General features: G+C 72.1%; 16 protein-coding genes. 10 read left to right on the top strand and 6 right to left on the bottom strand.

Annotated features, from left to right (window positions below):
* The first annotated feature begins 72 nt into the window (after window positions 1-72).
* Both ACWD3E_RS10170 and ACWD3E_RS10165 read left to right on the top strand, forming a co-directional pair.
* Window positions 73-1,008, top strand: a complete 936-nt coding sequence (locus ACWD3E_RS10170) for a LysR family transcriptional regulator (RefSeq protein ID WP_451387074.1) — start codon at window positions 73-75, stop codon at window positions 1,006-1,008.
* 109 nt (window positions 1,009-1,117) lie between these two features.
* On the top strand, window positions 1,118-1,900 hold the full coding sequence (locus ACWD3E_RS10165) for an SGNH/GDSL hydrolase family protein (RefSeq protein WP_451387073.1): 783 nt from the start codon (window positions 1,118-1,120) through the stop codon (window positions 1,898-1,900).
* A gap of 84 nt (window positions 1,901-1,984) precedes the next feature.
* Here the strand turns inward: ACWD3E_RS10165 and ACWD3E_RS10160 are convergent, their stop codons facing one another.
* The 3 genes from ACWD3E_RS10160 to ACWD3E_RS10150 form a co-directional block, all read right to left on the bottom strand.
* A complete protein-coding gene (locus tag ACWD3E_RS10160) occupies window positions 1,985-2,257 on the bottom strand; it encodes a hypothetical protein (RefSeq protein ID WP_451387072.1) in 273 nt (90 codons plus the stop codon).
* Window positions 2,258-2,346: 89 nt separating this feature from the next.
* Window positions 2,347-2,703 carry a hypothetical protein gene (locus ACWD3E_RS10155; RefSeq protein ID WP_451387071.1) on the bottom strand — a complete coding sequence of 119 codons (357 nt, stop codon included), beginning with the start codon at window positions 2,701-2,703 and terminating at the stop codon, window positions 2,347-2,349.
* 123 nt (window positions 2,704-2,826) lie between these two features.
* Window positions 2,827-7,203, bottom strand: a complete 4,377-nt coding sequence (locus ACWD3E_RS10150; protein WP_451387070.1) for an HAD-IC family P-type ATPase — start codon at window positions 7,201-7,203, stop codon at window positions 2,827-2,829.
* A 150-nt stretch (window positions 7,204-7,353) separates the two neighbouring features.
* On the opposite strand from ACWD3E_RS10150, the gene ACWD3E_RS10145 reads away from it, so the two are divergent.
* Complete coding sequence (locus ACWD3E_RS10145) at window positions 7,354-7,680, top strand: hypothetical protein (protein WP_451387069.1); 327 nt, start codon at window positions 7,354-7,356, stop codon at window positions 7,678-7,680.
* A 425-nt stretch (window positions 7,681-8,105) separates the two neighbouring features.
* Here the strand turns inward: ACWD3E_RS10145 and ACWD3E_RS10140 are convergent, their stop codons facing one another.
* Window positions 8,106-8,888 (bottom strand): Fpg/Nei family DNA glycosylase, encoded by a 783-nt coding sequence (locus ACWD3E_RS10140; RefSeq protein WP_451387068.1) that lies wholly within the window; start codon window positions 8,886-8,888, stop codon window positions 8,106-8,108.
* A gap of 44 nt (window positions 8,889-8,932) precedes the next feature.
* Entirely contained in the window at window positions 8,933-9,739 is an 807-nt protein-coding gene (locus tag ACWD3E_RS10135; protein ID WP_451387067.1) for a hypothetical protein, read from the bottom strand.
* A 481-nt stretch (window positions 9,740-10,220) separates the two neighbouring features.
* On the opposite strand from ACWD3E_RS10135, the gene ACWD3E_RS10130 reads away from it, so the two are divergent.
* The 6 genes from ACWD3E_RS10130 (at window position 10,221) to ACWD3E_RS10105 (ending at window position 17,314) form a co-directional block, all read left to right on the top strand.
* A complete protein-coding gene (locus ACWD3E_RS10130; protein ID WP_451387066.1) occupies window positions 10,221-11,768 on the top strand; it encodes a long-chain-fatty-acid--CoA ligase in 1,548 nt (515 codons plus the stop codon).
* A gap of 134 nt (window positions 11,769-11,902) precedes the next feature.
* Window positions 11,903-13,105: an exo-beta-N-acetylmuramidase NamZ family protein gene (locus ACWD3E_RS10125; RefSeq protein WP_451387065.1), complete on the top strand. Its 1,203-nt coding sequence runs from the start codon at window positions 11,903-11,905 to the stop codon at window positions 13,103-13,105.
* Window positions 13,106-13,126: 21 nt separating this feature from the next.
* Window positions 13,127-14,116 (top strand): GNAT family N-acetyltransferase, encoded by a 990-nt coding sequence (locus ACWD3E_RS10120; protein WP_451387064.1) that lies wholly within the window; start codon window positions 13,127-13,129, stop codon window positions 14,114-14,116.
* Window positions 14,113-15,477: an ABC transporter substrate-binding protein gene (locus ACWD3E_RS10115; RefSeq protein ID WP_451387063.1), complete on the top strand. Its 1,365-nt coding sequence runs from the start codon at window positions 14,113-14,115 to the stop codon at window positions 15,475-15,477. Before ACWD3E_RS10120 ends, ACWD3E_RS10115 begins: the two co-directional genes overlap by 4 nt.
* The gene (locus ACWD3E_RS10110) at window positions 15,471-16,448 is read left to right on the top strand and encodes a carbohydrate ABC transporter permease (RefSeq protein WP_451387062.1); all 978 of its coding nucleotides are present in this window, start codon (window positions 15,471-15,473) and stop codon (window positions 16,446-16,448) included. Before ACWD3E_RS10115 ends, ACWD3E_RS10110 begins: the two co-directional genes overlap by 7 nt.
* Window positions 16,445-17,314 carry a carbohydrate ABC transporter permease gene (locus ACWD3E_RS10105; RefSeq protein ID WP_451387061.1) on the top strand — a complete coding sequence of 290 codons (870 nt, stop codon included), beginning with the start codon at window positions 16,445-16,447 and terminating at the stop codon, window positions 17,312-17,314. The genes ACWD3E_RS10110 and ACWD3E_RS10105 overlap by 4 nt, the downstream gene beginning before the upstream one ends.
* 36 nt (window positions 17,315-17,350) lie before the next feature.
* Here ACWD3E_RS10105 and ACWD3E_RS10100 read toward each other — a convergent pair whose 3' ends face one another.
* A complete protein-coding gene (locus tag ACWD3E_RS10100; RefSeq protein WP_451387060.1) occupies window positions 17,351-18,052 on the bottom strand; it encodes a response regulator in 702 nt (233 codons plus the stop codon).
* A 106-nt stretch (window positions 18,053-18,158) separates the two neighbouring features.
* On the opposite strand from ACWD3E_RS10100, the gene ACWD3E_RS10095 reads away from it, so the two are divergent.
* Complete coding sequence (locus ACWD3E_RS10095) at window positions 18,159-18,302, top strand: hypothetical protein (RefSeq protein WP_451387059.1); 144 nt, start codon at window positions 18,159-18,161, stop codon at window positions 18,300-18,302.
* Window positions 18,303-18,411 lie beyond the last annotated feature (109 nt).

The following is an 18,411-nucleotide window of genomic DNA, read 5'->3' as shown; positions in this document are numbered from 1 at the left end:
ATAGGAACCTTCATGGATCGCGGGGGAACAACGCGAGCAGCAGGGGTATAGGACTGTTCTAGGCTCATACGGGTGAGCCATAGCAATCCTGATGGGCCCGGGCAGGTGTCCACCCCGCCCGACCTCAACCTCCTGCGCACCTTCCTCGCCGTCTACCGCTTCGGGTCCTTCACGGCCGCGGCCCACGCCCTCGGCCTGTCGCAGCCGACCGTCACCACGCAGATCCGCAACCTGGAGCGGCAGACGCGGCGCGAGCTGTTCGAGCGGCTGCCCCGGGGCGTCGCCCCGACCCCGGTCGCCGACGAGCTGGCCGCGCGCATCGCCGCGCCGCTGGACGCGCTCGCCACCGCGGCAGGATACGGCCCGGCCGAGGGGGCGCGCCCGGAGCCCGTGCACCTGGCCGGACCTGCGGAGATGCTGGCGACCTTCGCGCTGCCCGCGCTGGGTCCGCTCGTCGCCGAGGGAGTGCGGCTGCGCGTGACCATGGGCCTGACCGATCCGCTCCTGGACGAGCTGCGGGCCGGGCGCTACGACCTGGTCATCTCCACGACGCGCCCTCGGGGCCGCTCCCTCGCGTGGGTGCCGTTCGCGGACGAGGAGTTCGTGCTGGTCGCCGCGCCCGTGTGGGCGGACCGCGCCAGGGAACAGCTGGCCGCGGAGGGGCCCGGGGTCCTGCACACCGTGCCGCTCGTCTCGTACGCGGAGGACCTGCCGATCGTCCGGCGCTACTGGCGCCACGTGTTCGGCAAGCGGCTGAACTGCCACGCGGCCGTCACCGTGCCGGACCTGCGCGCCGTCTTGGCCATGGTCGTCGCAGGCGGTGGCTTCAGCGTGCTGCCGCGCTACCTGTGCGCCGCCGAGCTGGCCTCCGGCGCGCTGGTCCTGCTCAACGACCCCGAGGACCCGCCGATCAACACCGGCTACCTCGTGCAGCGCCCGGGCTTCTCCACCAACCCGGACGTCGACCGAGTACGGGACCACCTGGTCGAGGCGGCCAGAGGCTGCTGACGCCGACAGGATGGGACTCACCAATGCGAATACTCAACTAATTGAGTACTCTGCTGGTGTAAGCCCACGCATCGCATTCCATCCACCAGGGACCAGGGGGCGCCGGACCATGCCCAGTCCGCAGATCGGCTACTCGCGCTATGTGGCCCTCGGCGACAGCCAGACCGAGGGGGTCGGCGACGGTGACGACGTCACCGGCCTGCGTGGCTGGGCCGACCGTCTCGCCGAGCAGCTGGCCCGGCACGACCCCGGCCTGCGGTACGCCAACCTGGCGGTGCGCGGCCGGCTCGCCGGCCAGGTGCGGGCGGAGCAGCTCGAACGCGCCCTGGCGCTGAAGCCCGACCTGGCGACCGTCGTGGCCGGAGTCAACGACCTCCTGCGCCCGCGCTTCGACGCGGACGAGGTGGCCGGACACCTGGAGGCGATGTTCTGCGCGCTCACCGCCCAGGGCGCGCGGGTCGCCACGCTCACCTTTCCGGACGTCGCCCGCATCACGCCGCTCGCCCGCCCGGTCGGCGGACGCGTCGCGGCACTCAACCAGCGCATCCGCGCCGCCGCCGGCCGGCACGGCGTCGTCGTCGCCGAGACGAGCGGCCACGCCGTGGTGACGGACCCCCGCCTGTGGAGCCCCGACCGGCTCCACGCGAGCCCGCTGGGGCACCAGCGCATCGCCGCCGCCGTCGCGCACGCCCTGGAGCTGCCGGGCACCGACGACTCCTGGACGCACCCCCTCCCGATCCCGCTCCCTTCCGTGCCGGGCCGGCGCGCCGGCCTCGGCGAAGTGCGCTGGGCCGCGGCCTTCCTGGGCCCCTGGGTCCTCAGGCGCCTGCGGGGCCGGTCGTCCGGCGACGGACGCACGGCCAAGCGCCCGGATCTGGCGACGCCGGCTTGAGGAACGCCGCGTGGATGTCGCGACGTTACGACCCCGGGCCGGTGTAGAACGCCTGCAGCGCGCGCCGACGGCTACCGCGTCAGCTCACGTGGCGGGGCCGGTCGTGGTGGTGCCGCGTGTCCTGCGCGCATGGGAGCCATGGTGGTGCCCCGTGCCGGCGGCCATGACGACCAGGCCCAGGCAGAAGATCAGCGCCAGTGCCAGGCCGGAGCAGAAGACCCCGAGCGGGCTGAGGGTGGCGATGTGGTGACCGAGTACCGACACCGCGTAATCCGGGCCGCCGGACAGGTTGCCGACGATCGCCAGGACGGTGAAGGCGCCGGTCGCCACCAGCAGCAGCAGTCCAAGGAAGCGCATCCGATCCATCTCCTCGGGAATCCTCAGGAAATCGTCCTGCCGGTTCGAGTACCTGCGGCACGGCGGATTACACAGCGCCGGGCACGGGCTCACCGCACGTGCTCCCAGCCGATCTCGTCACGGCCGGTGAGAACCGCTACGACGTCGTCGGCACCCAGGGGCAGCGGCAGCGGGTACCGCGGGCGGACCCTGTCGAGTGCCCGGTGCGAGCGGACCAGGGCGGCGAAGTCGCGGGGGTACGCGGTGGCGTCCGCGCCGGTCAGGACTCCGACCTTGCGGGCGCGGGCCGCCGTACGCTGCCACGCCTCCGCGTCGGCCAGACCGATGGACTCGGTGCCGTGGTTGAAGAGGATGACGCGGATCTCGTCGAACGGGTCCGTGGTGTCCAGGTATGTCTCGAGGCCGGCACGGAACGTCTCGGTGCCGAAGACGGTCCAGTACGGCACCGAGCCGGTGCGCAGCGCCTGCCAGGGGTCGAGAAGGAGGAACGACTCGACCAGGAGGCGGTCGGTGGGCAGGCCCGCTGGGACTTGTGCGTCCTTTGGCGACGATGCCCGCTTACCGCCGCTTCAGGAGCCGAGTACCCAGGAGCGCCCGGAATCGATCAGCCGTGGGAGGAACGGTGACATCACTGTCGCCCCGGCCGCGGCGGACAGGGCGATGCTCCAGGCGATCGGGCCGAGGGGCGTGCACCCGAAGAACTGGCTCAGGACCGGGGTCTGGACGACGGCCGCCAAGGCGACCAGAGAGCCGAGGGAGGAGAAGGCGATCGCTCTGCTGCGGCCTCCCACCAGAAGGGTCTGGCCGAGTTGCGCGCCGACGAGCGCGACCAGGGCGATGGTGCGGGCGCGGGCGGCACGGCCGGTGAACCGACCGGCGAGCCAGCCGGCCGTGGCGCCGACGGCGGTGGCCACCGCACGGCGCACCATCTCCTCGCTCAGCGCCGTGCCGAGCGAGACCTCGGGTCCCTCGCGGAGCATCCGCTCGGCGGCCTCCGGCCGCGGGGGACGCAGGGCGACGGCCATGGCCGGGACAAGGTCGGTGAACAGGTTGACCAGCAGGAGCTGACGGGCCGTCAGGGGTGAGGTCCCGGTGGCAGCCGCACCCAGGAGGGTGAAGGCGATCTCACCGAGATTGCCGCCGACCAGGATCGCCAGCGCCTGCCGTACGGAGGCCCACATCGCGCGGCCCTCCACGAGCGCGGCGAGCACCGTCTCCAGCCGGTCGTCCGTGACGACGAGGTCGGCCGCCGCACGCGCGGCAGGAGTGGCCCGCGCCCCGAACGCGATCCCGATGTCGGCGAGCCGGATGGCGGGCGCGTCGTTGGCGCCGTCGCCGGTCATCGCGACCGTACGGCCCAGGCGCTGGAACGCCCGCACCACACGGACCTTGTGCACGGGGGTGCCGCGGGCGACGACGCCGACGTCGGGCAGCAACTGGTCGAGGGCGTGGTCGTCCAGGTCGTCGAGTTCGGCTCCGGTCACCACCCGTCTGCCGTCCAGGACACCCAGTTCGCGGGCCATCGACTCGGCGGTGCCCGGGTGGTCGCCGGTGATCATCACGATGTGCACCCCGGCGTCGGCGAGTCGGCGTACGGCGTCGCGGGCGGTACCGCGCACCCGGTCGGCGAACGCGAGGAAGCCGAGGAAGTCGAGGCCGTCCACCGTCTTGTCGGTGAGTGTGCCGCCGGGCGCGTCCCGGAGTTCGGCGACCGCGAGGACCCGGTGGCCCTCGGCGGCCAGCTTCTGGCCCGCCGCGAGGACGGCCTTCCTGCCCTTGGGGTCCAGGCGCCGGCCACCGCGGGTGGCGCAGCGCTCCACGACCTCCTCCGGCGCCCCCTTCACCGACAGGATCCGATGCGGGCCGCAGCGGCCTCGCGTCGCGTGGAAGCCACGGCTGGGTTCGAAGGGCAGGCTGGAGGTGCGTCGCCAGCCCGCCGCGGCCGTGGTGCGGCTCACCTGCGCCTCCCCGGCGCCGTCGGTGACCGCGCCGTCGGTGGCGTGTTCCAGTTCCCCTCCGTTGTGCGGGCGGGGTGTCGCCCGCAGCGCCGCGGCGAGGACGGCGCGCTGCTCGTCCTCCAGCCGTTCGAGGGGGCGGCTGTCGCCGTCGGCGGCGACGGCGACGAGGGAGATCCGCCCCTGCGTGAGCGTTCCCGTCTTGTCGAAGCACAGGACGTCGGCACGGCCGGCCGCCTCGATGGTGCGGGGATGCCGGAGCAGGGCTCCGCGTGCGGAAAGCCTTCGGGCGGAGGCGAGTTGGGCGGCGGAGACCAGGAACGGAAGTCCTTCGGGCACGCTGGCCACGGCCAGTCCGACGCCCGCGCCGACCGTGTCCCGGGCGGGGCGCCCGCGCAGCAGGCCGGCCGCCACCACGGCAGCGGCCGAAGCGAGGGCCACCGGCAGCGTGGTACGGGTGATCCGGGCCAGCCGGCGTTCGACCCCGGCGGAGGGCGCCGCGCCCCGTCCGCCCGCCGCGGCACGGCCCGCCTCGGTGGCCGGGCCGGTCGCGACGACGACCGCACGGCCGCGGCCGGCCGCCACGGTGGTGCCCTCGTAGACCATGGACGTACGGTCCCCCAGCTCCGCGGCCAGAACGGGGGCCACGCTCTTGGCCACCGGCAGCGACTCCCCGGTCAGCGCGGATTCGTCGACCTCCAGGTGGTGCGCCTCCAGCAGGCGCCCGTCGGCCGGCACCACCTCACCCGGGTTCAGGTTCACCACGTCGCCCACGACCAGTTCCCCGGCGGGGGCGACGGTCTCGGCCCCGTCCCGTACCACGTTGGCCATCACGGCCGACTCCCGGCGCAGCCTGGCGACCGCGCGGTCGGTCCGGTACCGCTGGAAGCCGCCGAAGAGCCCCGACAGCGCGGTCACGGCCACAATGACGACGGCGTCGAGGACGGCGCCCACCGACGCCGACATGGCCGCCCCGGCGCCGAGGACAGGTGTCAGCGGATTGGCCATCTCGGACAGGTAGGCCTGGCCGAGCGAGGCCTTCGGCGCCGCTTCGCCGGCGCTCGTGGCCCGCTCCCGCGCCTCCTCGGCCGTGAGGCCCTCGTCGCCGCCACCGGTCCTGTCGAGCACGGTGGCCGGGTCCATGGCATGCCACGGGTGCGGCGGCATGGGCAGCGGCGGCGGTCGCCGCAGCAGCCGTACCGCCACCCAGACACCGGCCACCAGGCCCAGTCCGGCAGCCGCGTTGAACGCCGTCACACCTCGGGCGGCCGGGCGCCGCGCCCGGCCCGCCAGCACCGCCGTCGCGCCGACCGCGGCGGCGGCCTGGGCGAGCCGCACGCCCGCGCGCGCGGTTGTCCGGGCGGTGCGGCAGGCGCTCACGATCACCACAGCCGACGCCGGATCGCGGTCCAGGTACAGGTCCGCGCCCCAGGGCGGTGTCCCCCGCGGGTCGGCGAGGCCCACGCCGACATCGGCCGCCGCGAGCGCGCGCCGGTCGTGCGAGAGCAGCAGCACGCCGTCGCCGTCGCGCTGCAGCTCCCGTACGTCGTCGAGCAGCCGGTCGCCTCCCGCACGGACCTCGTCGGCCTCCCGCACGGACGCGTCGGCGGTGTACGCGCCCGCGGCCACGACCTTGAGCCCGGCCGCGTGGGCGGCCGGGACGAAGGCGCTCGCGGCGTCGTGCATCTCGGGCAGCACCGAGATCACCGCGAGCAGGCGTTGTTTGTGCGCCAGGCCCAGCACGAGCCGCGCACCTTCCCGCCGCAGCCGCTCCCGCGCCCGCTTCCCCTTACGTCCCTGCAACGTCAGGCGCTCGACCGGCCCCAGCACCCACTCCCCGTCCCGCTGCACCCGTTCCGGGTCGGAGCCGTCGAAGAGGCGGTGGGCCGTCGCGGCGAACTCACCCGCGGGCGCGTCCTCGCCGAGGGCGACAAGATCGGCCGGCCGATGCGCCCCGGTGGCCAGCGCGTCCGTGTCCAGCAGCACGGCGCCGATCCGGTCCAGCCTCCGCAGCGACCCAGGGTCGGCCACGATGACTCCCCGGCGGGCCAGTCCCCGGCCGAAGGCGCAGGCGAAGCCCTCGCGCGCGAGGGGCGGCGCCTTCGGGATCGCCGCGAGCGCCGCCCCGACGGCCCGCCCGGGGCGCCTGGTGAGCAGCAGCGATCCGGCGAACGACGCCGCCGCCACGGCGAGGGCCTGGTCGGCGTAGCGCTCGATCGGGCCCGGTTTCAGCGGCACTTCGCGGGGAGGGGGCCCGGGCACCGTGCGATGGGCCCCCGCCACGGGGCTGCCGGCGAGGCGCGGCTCGGCCGCGGCCCAGGCGGCGGTCTCCGCGTCCGCCTCCATCGCGCGCAGGGCGTGCCGCAGCAGGTCCACGCCGACCCCGGCCAGACCGCCGGAGCCCGCCTGACCCAGCGCGGTGAGCGAGGCCAGCAGCACTCCGGCGTTGTCCGCGCCGACCGCCTGCTCCACCCGGCGCCGCAGCCGGGGGTGAGAGTCGACGAGCGGCGCGAGCGCCGCGATGCCCGCGGGGATGGGAGTGCGGCGCGTCAGACCGGCCAGCGCCGCCAGCGGCGCGGCGGCCACGTGCAGGGCCATGGCCGAGGCGGAACGGCGGACCGGCCCGCCCGACACGGGATGCTCGGGCAGGGGATGGGCGACCCCGTGGGCCTCCTCCACCGCCTCCACCGCCTGGATCAGGGCGTCCGTGATCGTCTCGCCCTCCCACGCGCCCTCGGTGCCGACGACGGCGTGACCGAGCACGGTGTTGACCACCGCCCACTCCACCGCGGGCAGGGCGGCAAGGCACCGCTCGACGTCCTCGGCCAGCTTCTTCGCCGCGGACTCCGGCAGGTCACCGGGGCGCAGACCCCGTACGGCGATGTGCGCGCGCCTTCCGAAGAACCGCACGCGTGTCCCGGCCTCGTCCTGGAGCACACCGGCCGCACGGGACACCGCGTCCCGCAGCAGTCCGCGTCCTGGCAGTGCCACAGCGCATCACCAGCTCCCTGCGTCCGGCACAGACTCCCTGTGCACAGTGGCCCGGCATTTCCACCGCAACGCGTTCCCTTCGCGCACGCCACCGCAAGCGCGAGAATTGAAGAGGCACACCTTGCCGACTCCGATGAGAGGAGGAGGGGGATGGCCAGGACAGCGCAGAAGGCGCAACAGGAACCCCATGTGGTCGACGGTGCGGGTCTGCACCTGCACATGCGCACGCTGCATCCTCCGGTGCCGGTTCCGTACGTCACCAAGGAAGAGATGACCAGCACGGCCCGTGCGGCGACGGCACGTCTGCCCGGTACGCCCGACGTCAAGGATCTCGCGTTCTACGGAGGCCTCGGAGCAATGGCCGTGGCGGGTGCTCTGGAGTGGCCGGTCGCACTGGCGGTCGGCGGAGCCACCTGGCTGCTGCGCAGCGGACGGAAGGAGAAGCAGGCGAAGCAGGCCACACGTGCCCGGACGTAGCCGTCCAGGTGCAGGGGAGGTACGGCGCCCGGTCCGGGCGCCGTGGTGTCGCCGGGCGGCGGACTCGGTCCGGCGGTTCCTGCGCCGCCCCGCCGCCTTCACTTCTCTTCTTCTTTCACCTCGTCCGGCATGTCCTGCGTGGGCGGTCGGTCCCGAGGGACGGGACGGTGCGCATGCCCTTCGGACGCACGCGCGAGGGCATGGATCGGGTGCCCGAGGAGCAACCGGATTCGGGGGTGGTCAAGGATCAGGAATCGCAGAGACATCGTGGTCATTCCGTGGATCGGGGTTCACGCCGACTTGGCGGTGGCGAGCACCTCGTCACCGATTCAACGTTTCACCGGCCTGTCGAAGTGCCGAAGTGTGTCGTGCCTCGACTACCCGTCCGGGCCCGAACGAAGCGGATGCGGCCCACGACCAGTGGGTCAGTGCTGGCAGTGCGGGCACCACACCGTGCGGCGGCCGGAGACGCGGCGCGAGCGCAGACGGCTGCCGCAGCGCGGGCACCCCGGTTCGTCGTCGTCGCGGTGACCGGTGAGCCACGTGCGGCGCGGCGGCACGCATGCGGCGCGTACGGAGGAGGCGAGCACCCGACGCATCGCGGTGAACACGTGCCGTGCCTCGCCGTCGCTGAGGTCCTGCGCCGGCCGCCCGGGGGCCACCCGGGCCCGCCAGAGGATCTCGTCGCTGAGCAGGTTCCCGAGGCCGGCGAGGGCGGACTGGTCCATCAGGACGCCCTTGACGGCGCCCCGCCGCCCGGCGAGCAGCGCCAGGAAGTCCTGGCGCTCGATGTCGAGGGCATCGGGTCCCAGACCGGCCAGGAGGCGCTCCACCGCCTCGGCCCCGTCGGCGAGCCGTACGCCCTGGAGCTTGCGCTGGTCGCGGTAGCGCAACTGCCGTTTGCCGCCGAGCGTGAAGACGATCCGGTCATGGGCGTCCAACGCGTCGTCCGCGGACGCGCACAGCAGCGCTCCGGTCATGCCGAAGTGCCAGACGAGGACCGGGCCGTCGCCGACCGGGGCGATCAGCAACTTGCCGTGGCGGCTCGGCCGCCCCAGCCGCCGTCCCTCGACCTCCCGCCGCAGACGCTGCGCGGTGACCCCGCGCAGCACGCCCGTGTCCCGCACCTCGACGCGCTGGACGCATCGCCCCCGTCCACAGGAGTCCAGCACCTCGCGAAAGCCTTCGACGTCCGGCAACTCCGGCATGCGTTCCTCCAGAAGTGCCAGGTCAGCGGCAGCTACGACACCTGCTACGACACCGGGCGGGAGTCGTAGAGCACGCTGTGGAAACGACCGGCCTCCTCCCGCCCGGACGGGTCACGGCCGAGTTCCGTCACCGCCTCGATCGCGTACTGCTGCTCCCCCTCGTCAGTGAAACGCCGCTGCGGGTAGGAGCGGGACTGATCCACCGTGGTACGCAGCCCGTAGGCGGCCAGTTTCCGGGCTACCGGCTCGTACGACACGGTCCGCAGGACGAACGCGCTCACCCACACGGGGCGCCGGGTGCCGTCCAGCAGCGTGGCGAAGGTCCGCTCGGTGATGTAGCTGCCGCCGCCCGTCAGGGTGATCAGCCCGACATCCGCCAGTGCGCTGCTCAGCCGGGGGCTGGGCGGTGCCTGTTCCAGGTCGTCGGTGAAGGCACCGTCCAGCAGACCGGTCTGCTGGGCGTACTGCACGGCCGGTGCAGCGATGTCCAGGCCGTACACCGGCAGCGTGTCAGGCCGCCGCCGCTCGGCGTAGAACTCCTTGTCCCACGCGGCCAGTTCCGCCGTCGACATGCGACGCGCCGTATCCGAGGTGTACCGCTCGTACAGCTCGGCGAGCGTCACGTCGTGATTGAGCAGCGCGGCGTTGATGCCGTACGAGCAGCACACGTCCAGCACCACCGGCTTGCCGGGCCGGCCGTCGTCGAACGCCGCCCGTTCGGCGGCCACCTGCCGGAAGACCGGCTGGGCCTGGTGCGGGATCTCGTACTCCAACGGGGCCAGCCGGGTGAAGTAGGCGCGTGGGTCAGGCTGGACGTAGACGTCGTCGAACCGCGACTTGCCACCCGTCATGGCGTACTCCCTGCTCGACCCCCCTGCTCGCGGACACCCCTCCAGTCCCATCATGTTCCGATGTCGGCCACGCGCCAGGCGACCGACGTCACCATCTGTAGCTGAGCGCAGCGTCACGTGCGCTTCGGGTCCACGCGACTCCCGGAGGAGGACGATGCCCAGCGCGCCGAGCCCGTAGACGCTGATGCCCATTACCCGGGCAGGGAGGTTGACCCGCGAGGGTGAAGCAGACGGTGGCCGCCGCCGGCAGTCCGAGCTGCCAGGCGCCGGCCGTCACCGGAGAGCCGTGCCCGGGGCGGATCCTGGCCAGGGACCACGGCAGCAGGCCGTCCCGGGCCAGTGCCACCTGGTAGCGGCCGATGGCGACGGCGGCCCACCGCGACCGGGTCGAGGGGTAACCCATACTCTTCACCCGGCCGGTCCGGGCCGGGGGTCCGAACCGTTGCGGCCCGGCCGGGACACCACACTTCGGGAGGACACCATGTTGAACCTGTCGGTCCTGCTAGAGGACTCCGCCCGCGCGCACCCGAACCGTGACGCGCTGGTCCTCGGCCCGACCCGGCTGACCTACGCGCAGGTCGACGCCGCCGCGAACCAGGTCGCGAACCTGCTCGTCGAACGTGGCATCAACCCCGGCGACACAGTGGCGTTGAGCTGTCCGAACCTGCCGTACTTCCCGATCGTCTACTACGGCATCCTCAAGGCCGGCGCGGTCGTGGTGCCGCTCAACGTGCTGCTCAAGAGGCGCGAGATCGCCTACCACCTCGAGGACGCCGAGGTGGCGGCGTACTTCTGCTTCGAGGGCACCGCGGACCTGCCGATGGGCGCCGAGGGCTTCGCGGCGTTCGACGAAGTCGCCACGGCCCGGCACTTCTTCCTGATGACCGCCGACCCGGCCGCGCCCAGTCCGGTCGAGGGTGCCGAGACCATGGGCGCCGCGCTCGCCGGCAAGAGCCCCGTGTTCGACCCGGTCGTCACCGAGGCCACCGACACCGCGATCATCCTCTACACCTCGGGCACCACCGGCCGGGCCAAGGGCGCCGAACTGTCCCACGCCAACACGATGATGAACGTGATGGCCTGCAACCGGATGTTCGAGAGCAGGCCGGCGACCGACAGCCACGTGCTCTGCCTGCCGCTGTTCCACACCTACGGAGCGACCGTGCAGATGCACGCCGGTTTCGCGACGGCCGCCACGCTCCACCTGGTGCCGCGGTTCGACGCGCGGCAGGTCGTGCAGTTGATGAGCACCGAGGAGATCACCTTCTTCGCCGGCGTCCCGACGATGTGGTGGGCTCTGCTCTCCGCGCTCACCGACGACATCGACGTGGACCGGATCGCGAGGAACCTGCGGGTCGGCGTCTGCGGCGGTGCCAGCCTGCCGGTCGAGATCATCAACCAGGTCAAGGACCGGCTGCACGTGCAGATCCTGGAGGGCTACGGCCTCTCCGAGACCAGCCCGGTGGTCACGTTCAGCGACCCGGACCAGGAGCCGCGGCCCGGCTCCATCGGCGTACCGGTGTGGGGCGTCGAGGTGAAGTTGATCAACGACGACTGGTCCGAGGTGACGGCGGTCGGCGAGGTCGGCGAGATCGCCGTCAAGGGCCACAACGTCATGAAGGGCTACTACAACCGCCCCGAGGCCACCGCCGAAGTGATCAAGAACGGCTGGTTCCGCACCGGCGACCTGGCCCGGAGAGACGAGGACGGCTTCTACTACATCGTCGACCGCTCCAAGGACATGATCATCCGAGGCGGCTTCAACGTGTACCCGCGCGAGATCGAGGAGGTGCTGATGACACACCCCGCGATCAGCCTGGCCGCGGTCGTCGGCGTGCCCCACCAGAGCCACGGCGAGGAGGTCAAGGCGTTCGTCATCCTGAACGCCGGCGCCGAGGCCTCGCCCGGCGAGCTGGTCGCCTGGGGCAGGGACCAGATGGCCGGCCACAAGTACCCGCGCATCGTGGAGATCGTCGAGGCCCTGCCGATGACCGCCACCGGCAAGATCCTCAAGCGCGAACTCAAGTGACCTGCCGCGTCACCGCAAGAAGACCTGAGTCCGCCCTCGGCGCGAGCTGTCGGTAGATCGTTGCCAAGTTCCCGGACAAACCAGTAAATTTCCGACAACTGCATCGAGGTGTCACCGGCAGACGGGGCCAGAGGATGAGCACGGACGACCGCGTCGCGGTGACGCCCGGGATCGCGCGACTGCACGCGTCGCCCGGACTCGCCGGGCCCGGCCGGCTCGGGCTGGTGACCAACCACACCGGCGTCCTCCCCGACCTGCGCCCGGCCGCGCCCGCGCTGCTCGAAGCCGGCGCGCGGCTGGTCGCGCTGTTCGGTCCCGAGCACGGGTTGCACGGGACCGGCCAGGCAGGCGAGAGCGAGCCCGTTCAGGCGGACATGGACCCCGGCACCGGTCTGCCGGTCCACGACACCTACCGGTGCAGCGGCGAGCGTCTCGACAAGCTGCTGATCGACAGCGGCGTCGACGCCCTGGTGTACGACCTTCAGGACATCGGGGCCAGGTTCTACACCTACGTGTGGACCATGTTCGACCTGATGGTCTCGGCGGCCCGTACGGGCGTGCGGTTCGTGGTCGCCGACCGGCCGAATCCCCTCGGTGGACTCGTCAGCGAGGGCCCGCTGCTCGACCCGGCGTGGGCCAGCTTCGTCGGGCGCGCCGCGGTACCCGTCCGGCACGGCCTCACATCGGGCGAACTGGCCCGGCAGCTCAACGTCTGCGCCGTGCCCCAAGCGGCGGGCATTTCCGCCGACTTGACGGTGATCGAAGCGGCCGGCTGGCAGCGCGCCATGGACCAGGAGGCCACCGGCCTGCCGTGGGTCGCGCCCTCGCCGAACATCCCGACGCCCGCCACCGCCGCCGTCTACCCCGGCACCTGCCTGTTCGAGGGCACGAATCTCTCGGAGGGCCGTGGCACCACGCAGCCCTTCGAGCTCGTCGGGGCCCCGTACATCGACGCCCGGTTCGCGCCCTCCCTCGCCGAACTCGCCCTGCCCGGAGTGCACTTCCGTGACCTGCGGTACGTACCGACCTGCCACAAACACGCCGGACGGCCGCTGCGCGGAGTCCAGCTCCACATCACCGACCGCGAGGCGTTCGCTCCCGTACGCACCGCTGTCGCGATGCTCGCCACGCTGCGGCGGCTGTACCCGGACGACTTCGCCTGGCGCACCACGGACGGCGGCGCGGAGGGGACCGGGCACCGTCACTTCATCGACCTGCTGTGGGGTTCCGACCGGTTGCGGCGCGCCGTCGACGCGGGCGACGACCCGCTGCCGCTGTGCGAGCCGCCGGCGCCGCCCGGCAAGTGGGCCGGCGACGACGTGCTGCTCTACCCCTGAGAGCGGAAGGACAACCCGTCGATGACCGATCAGACCGATCGCACGACGACAACCCGGGCCGCGATCCGCGGCTTTCGCGCGGGCGACGGACCGAGGTTGGTGGAGGCCTGGCGTCGGAGTGTGCCGGCCGACCCCATCACCGCGGACCGCTTCCGCTGCCTGGTGCTGCTCGACGCCAATTTCGATCCGGAGGGGCTTCGGGTCGCGGTCGACGGCGGCCGTCTCGTCGGCGCCGCCTACGCGGTGCGCCGTCTGACGCCGATGTGCGGCACCGACCTGGAGCCCGAGCAGGGCTGGATCCCGTTCTTCTTCGTCGACCCGGCCGCCCGCGGGCGCGGCCTCGGCCGCCGGCTGCTGACCGAGGCCCTCGACTGGCTGAACAGCCACGGCCGCACCCGGGTGGACTTCTCCTCGTACACCCCGAACTACATCCTCCCCGGCCTGGACGCAGAGGCGTACCCGGAAGCGGCCGGACTCCTTGAGTCCCTGGGCTTTCGCACGCTGTACGAGGCGGTGGCGATGGACCGCGGCCTGGTCGGCTATCGCCTCCCGGCCGAGGTCGCGCACCGCCTGGACGAACTGACGGCGCAGGGCTACCGGTTCGCCACCCCGTCCGACGACGACCTGGTGGAACTGGTCGCGCTCGCCGGGAACCACTTCAACCCGGACTGGGCGCGCGCGATCCGGGAGTGTCTGGCCTCGGGCACGCCGCTCGACCGGATCGTCGTCGCCCGGGACCCCTCGGGCCGCCTGGCCGGCTGGGCGATGCACGGCGCGTACGAGTCGGTGGACGAGCGGTTCGGCCCGTTCGGTGTGCGGGAGGAGCAGCGCGGCACCGGACTCGGCAAGGTCCTGCTCCACCTCGTCCTGGAGCGGATGCGGGCGCGCGGTGCGCACTCCGCTTGGTTCCTGTGGACCGGCGAGCGGTCGCCGGCGGGCCACCTGTACCGCACGGCCGGTTTCACCACGACCCGGGTGTTCCGCGTGCTGCGCCGGGAGGCCGCCGGATGATGCCGTCCCGCCGCACCAGGGCACCTGGCGGCCTGAGCCGCCGTCACTTCGCGTTCGGGCTCCCCTCGGTGCTGCTCAGCTCCGGCGCCTCCGGATGTGCCGCGCCGCACCGGGGCACCGGGCGGCCCGGGGATCCGATCGTGCTCACCCTGCTCTCCCACTACGCGAGCGGGGAACTCAAGGCGGCTTTGCAGGGCCCGGTCGACGAGTGGAACGCCACGCACGACCGGGTCAAGGTGCGGACCAAAGCCGTCGAGTTCACGGACCTGCTGACCACGCTCATGGTCCGGCAGGCCGCGGGCCAGGGCGCCGACATCCTCCACCCGTATTGTCTGTGGAACGGCCAGCTCGTCCAGGCCGGCGTCCTGCGGCCCGCTCCGCCCGAGCACGCCGAGGAGATCCGGCGCGGCTACGGTGAGGCCGCGGTCGGCGCCGCGTCGGTCGGGGGCAAGGTCTACGGCTACCCCACCGAGGTGCAGACGTACGCCCTCTACTACAACAGGCGGCTGCTGCGCGAGGCCGGTGTCGACGGCCCTCCGCGCACCTGGCGGGAGCTGGAGGACACGGCCTACCGCACCGCCAGACGGGACCGGTACGGCAACACGCTGGTCCAGGGGTTCGGTCTTTCGACCTACGACGACTCCACCACCGTCGGCCAGACGCTCGCCCTGCTCAACGCCGCCGGCGGAAGGTTCGTCTCCGCGGACGGCAGGAGCACCGCCATCGACTCACCGGCCGGCCGGGCCGTGTTCGACCTGGAGCACCGCCTCGTCGTCCGGGGCGCCAGCGCCCCCGGCGTCAACGTCTACAAGGCGTTCGCGTCCGGGCAGGTGGCCATGGTGATCAGCGCCGGCTGGTGGACCGCGGACCTGAAGGGCCTGATGGGCAAGGACTACGGCGACATCGGCGTCGCACCCGTGCCCGTCCCCGAGGCGGACGACCGGCGCGCCACGCTCTCCACCGGCTTCATGCTGGGGGTCAACACGTCCGGCAAACACCCGTGCGAGGCCTGGGAGTTCCTGCGCTGGCTCAACAGCGAGAAGGTGGGTGTGAAGAACGCCGGTGCCCTGAAGGGCGCGACGGCGACCCGGATGAGCTCCCTCCAGGTATCGGTCGGCTCCCTGACCGGCCGCGCCGACGACATGCGGACACTCCTGAGCAGGGGCGGCGATCCGAACCTGCGCCCCTTCCTGGACGCGCTGGCGTACGCGGTGCCGGAGCCGAACGTGCAGGGCGCGCAACAGGCCAAGTCGCTGCTGCGCAAGAACATCGAGGCGTTGTGGACCGGTCAGCAGTCGGTCGACGAGGCCCTGCGCACCACCCGCCGCCAGGTGGATCAGGAGGTGTCGCGCTCATGGTGAACGCCCTGGCGGGGGAGACCACCGAGACGACCGAGCGGGCGCCGCACGGCCCGCGGCCCGCCGCTTGCGCGGTCGACGGCCGCAGCCGGCCCCGACTCCGGCGCCGCCAGACCGTCGTCGCCTGTCTGTTCCTGGCGCCGACGCTGTTGTTCTTCGCGGTCTTCCTGATCCTGCCGCTCGGCTTCGCGCTGCTGCTGTCGATGTCCCGCTGGGCCGGGTTCGACCTCGGCGACATCGAACCGGTCGGCCTGGACAACTTCACCGGCCTCTTCGCGGACGGCTCCACGTTCCTGGCGCCGATCCTCACCAACACTCTGTTGTTCGCCCTGGGCACGGTGGCCCTCGCGCTCGCCGGCTCCGTGGTCGTCGCCACCTGCATCGACAACCTGCGGTTCCAAGGGCTGTGGCGCACCCTGTACTTCCTGCCGATCGTCACGACCGTCGTCGCCGTCGGCAACGTATGGAAGTACATGTACGAGCCGGGCGGCCTCGTCAACGGCGTCCTCAACGCCCTCGGGCTCGGCTCGGTGGCGTTCCTGCAGGACCCGGACACCGCACTGCCCTCGGTCGTGGTCGTCCAGGCCTGGGCCTCGGTCGGCTCGGCGATCCTCATCCTGACCGCCGGGCTGAAGTCCGTTCCCGAGTCGTACTACGAGGCCGCCGCGCTCGACGGCGCCGGTCCCGTCACCGTCTTCTTCAAGATCACACTGCCGCTGCTGCGGCCGTCTCTGCTGTTCGTGTGCATCACCCAGTTCCTCACCGGGCTGCAGTCGTTCGCGCTGATCATCGTGATGACCGAGGGCGGGCCGGGCGACGCGACCAATGTGGCCGCGCTGGAGATGTACCGGCAGGCCTTCTCCTACGGCGACTGGGGCACCGCGAGCGCCGCCGCCTTCGTGCTGTTCGTGGTGGTCCTCGCGGTCACCCTGGTGCAGTTGTGGATCTTCCGGCGCAAGGGGGAGGACGCATGAACCGCCGCCGTTTCCCGTGGTTGTCGTACCTGGTGGTCGTCACCGGCGCCGTGCTCACGGTGGTGCCGTTCCTCGACATGGTGATGACGTCCTTCAAGGGGCCGGGTGAGGCGGGCACACTGCCGTACCGGTTCCTGCCCAAGGCGTTCGATCTGTCCAACTACCGGGCGGCGATCACACAGTTGGACCTGCCGGTGCTCTTCCGCAACAGCGTCGTCGCCACCGCCGTGATCACCGGATCCGTGCTGCTCACGTCGTCGCTCGCGGGCTACGCCCTCGCCAAACTCCGGTTCCCCGGCCGGGACTTCGTCTTCCGCCTCGTACTGTCGACGATGATGTTCCCGCCGTTCCTCTTCTTCATCCCGCACTTCCTGATCCTGGTGCACTGGCCGCTGGCCGGCGGCAACGACCTGTCCGGGCGCGGGGGAGCGGGCCTGACCGTCAGCATCGTGGCGCTCGCCATGCCGTTCCTCGTCAACGGCTTCGGGATCTTCCTGATGCGCCAGTTCATGGTCTCGATCCCGGACGAGGTCCTGGAGGCCGCGCGCATCGACGGGGCCGGCGAGTTCGCCGTGTGGTGGCGGATCGTCGTGCCGCAGACCAAGCCGGTCCTGGTGACGCTCGGCCTGCTGACCTTCGTCGACGCCTGGAACGAGTACATCTGGGCACTGCTCGTGTCGACCGCCGACCCGGACGTGATGACCCTGCCGGTCGGCATCCAGCTCCTGCAGGACCACGTCGACCCGACCCGCACGATGCCCATCGTCATGGCCGGTCTCGTCCTGAGCATCCTGCCGGTCCTGATCCTCTTCCTGCTGCTGCAGAAGTACTACATCCGCGGCGTCATGCTCAGCGGCCTCAAGTAACACGCGCTCCTCGACGAGAAGGAACCCTCAGGACCCTCAGTGGTCCGCGTGTCCCCCGGAGTCGTGCGGTTCCAGATGGGAGGCGAGGACAGCCGCCTGGACCCGGCGCTGGACGCCCAGCTTCGCCAGCATCCGCGAGATGTGGTTCTTGACGGTCTTCTCCGACAGGTACAGCTTCTTGCCGATCTCACGGTTGGTCAGACCGTCCCCGACCAGGGCGAGGATGTCCCGCTCGCGCGGCGACAGGCTCGCCAGCTCGGGCGGCAGCGACGGGGTCTGCCCCGGGTCGGCCCGCAGGGAGTTCATGAGGCGGGCGGTCGTCGCGGGGTCGAGCATCGACTGTCCCGAGGCGACGGTGCGGACCGCGGAGACGAGGTCGGAGCCTTTGATCTGCTTCAGGACGTAGCCGGAGGCTCCCGCCATGATGGCGTCCAGCAGGGCGTCATCGTCGTCGAACGAGGTGAGCATCAGGCACGCGAGTTCCGGCATCCGGCTGCGCAGCTCGCGACAGACCGAGATGCCGTCCCCGTCGGGCAGACGGACATCGAGCACGGCGACGTGCGGACGCAGAGCGGGTCCGCGGGTGATGGCGTGTTCGGCAGAGTCCGCGTCGCCGACCACGGTGATGTCCGGTTCGGCGTCGAGCAGGTCCGTCAGGCCGCGTCGCACGACCTCGTGGTCGTCCAGCAGGAACACCCGGATCGGGTCCTGCTCCGTGAAGGTGCGTGTCTCGGTCATGACGACCTCTCGTTACCGGGGACGGACAGACCACGGGCGGTCCACGAGGCTGATCATCCATCCGCGGGTGCCGTGTGGACTAGGGCCGACCGGCCCTACTCACTCCATGATCGTCCACTCCATGGTCGTCGCGTGCGAGGTCGAACTGCACGTCCACCACTCCTTCCACGGCCCGCACCGGGCGCGCGGCCACCGGGACCAGCGCGTGACGACTCCGTCGTGCAGGCCCTCGATCACGGCAGGGCGCTGACCTGCCAGTCCTGCATCAGCCGCACGATCTCCTTGAACGGGGCCCGCCGCTCGACGGCGACCGGTGCGTTTTCAGCATGTGCCGGCGCCGACGGACGAGCCATGGGCCA

It is taken from the genome of Streptomyces sp. NPDC002676, assembly GCF_053592455.1.
This window is presented reverse-complemented; position numbering and strand designations above follow the sequence as displayed.

Bases quoted from the DNA above. Each gene is read 5' to 3' on its own strand.
- ACWD3E_RS10165 (WP_451387073.1), top strand. From the start codon at position 1,118: ATGCCCAGTCCGCAGATCGGCTACTCGCGCTATGTGGCCCTCGGCGAC.
- ACWD3E_RS10160 (WP_451387072.1), bottom strand. From the start codon at position 2,257: ATGCGCTTCCTTGGACTGCTGCTGCTGGTGGCGACCGGCGCCTTCACC.
- ACWD3E_RS10145 (WP_451387069.1), top strand. From the start codon at position 7,354: ATGGCCAGGACAGCGCAGAAGGCGCAACAGGAACCCCATGTGGTCGAC.
- ACWD3E_RS10140 (WP_451387068.1), bottom strand. From the start codon at position 8,888: ATGCCGGAGTTGCCGGACGTCGAAGGCTTTCGCGAGGTGCTGGACTCC.
- ACWD3E_RS10135 (WP_451387067.1), bottom strand. From the start codon at position 9,739: ATGACGGGTGGCAAGTCGCGGTTCGACGACGTCTACGTCCAGCCTGAC.
- ACWD3E_RS10130 (WP_451387066.1), top strand. From the start codon at position 10,221: ATGTTGAACCTGTCGGTCCTGCTAGAGGACTCCGCCCGCGCGCACCCG.
- ACWD3E_RS10125 (WP_451387065.1), top strand. From the start codon at position 11,903: ATGAGCACGGACGACCGCGTCGCGGTGACGCCCGGGATCGCGCGACTG.
- ACWD3E_RS10120 (WP_451387064.1), top strand. From the start codon at position 13,127: ATGACCGATCAGACCGATCGCACGACGACAACCCGGGCCGCGATCCGC.
- ACWD3E_RS10115 (WP_451387063.1), top strand. From the start codon at position 14,113: ATGATGCCGTCCCGCCGCACCAGGGCACCTGGCGGCCTGAGCCGCCGT.
- ACWD3E_RS10110 (WP_451387062.1), top strand. From the start codon at position 15,471: ATGGTGAACGCCCTGGCGGGGGAGACCACCGAGACGACCGAGCGGGCG.
- ACWD3E_RS10105 (WP_451387061.1), top strand. From the start codon at position 16,445: ATGAACCGCCGCCGTTTCCCGTGGTTGTCGTACCTGGTGGTCGTCACC.
- ACWD3E_RS10100 (WP_451387060.1), bottom strand. From the start codon at position 18,052: ATGACCGAGACACGCACCTTCACGGAGCAGGACCCGATCCGGGTGTTC.
- ACWD3E_RS10095 (WP_451387059.1), top strand. From the start codon at position 18,159: ATGATCGTCCACTCCATGGTCGTCGCGTGCGAGGTCGAACTGCACGTC.